The organism is Altererythrobacter lutimaris, assembly GCF_013371495.1.
Lineage (GTDB): Bacteria > Pseudomonadota > Alphaproteobacteria > Sphingomonadales > Sphingomonadaceae > Erythrobacter > Erythrobacter lutimaris_A.
This window is the reverse complement of sequence record NZ_JABWTA010000020.1, coordinates 1-475: the sequence shown is the minus strand read 5'-3', so window position 1 is coordinate 475 and position 475 is coordinate 1. Positions and strand designations below refer to the sequence as shown.

Sequence of the window (475 nt, the reverse complement as noted above, 5' to 3'; positions counted from 1 at the left end):
GTCTGCGCGACCCATAACGCAGTTCGCTTTTGGGAATCGTTCAGAACCAGTTTGACCACTGCTTCTGCGGCCACACGGGTCTTACCACCACCTGTGGGCAAGCTGACGACCGCACGACGTCGTCCGGATCTGGAAACCAGCAGGTCCCTTAGACCTTCCAGGATTTCCTCCTGATAATCATGGAGGCCGGGTAGATCTATTGGGCCGCTGATCGTGAGCTCAGGCTCGCGCCTGACGCTGGCTCTGGCCGCAAACTCAGCGGGAAAACCAAGCTCGAGAACGAATAAGCGGGCAGGCTCTCCGCCCCACCTCTGCGGGGGCGCCAAGCCCTGCGCAGCAAGGCTATCGGTCAGTTTGGCAAGAATACTTGGTCCGACAACAGCAAGTGCCAATCGCGCCCAATCAAGGTTTGATATCCGGCTTCCTGCGGCCTGACGTGCTGGCGCAGGCAGGACCGCGATCAGCGCCTCAGCAG

1 protein-coding gene is annotated in these 475 nt (G+C 60.2%); it reads right to left on the bottom strand.

Features of this window, described 5'->3' with window-relative positions:
• Window positions 1–475: DEAD/DEAH box helicase family protein (locus HUO12_RS14360; protein WP_176274498.1), on the bottom strand; the 475-nt coding region annotated here is incomplete at both ends.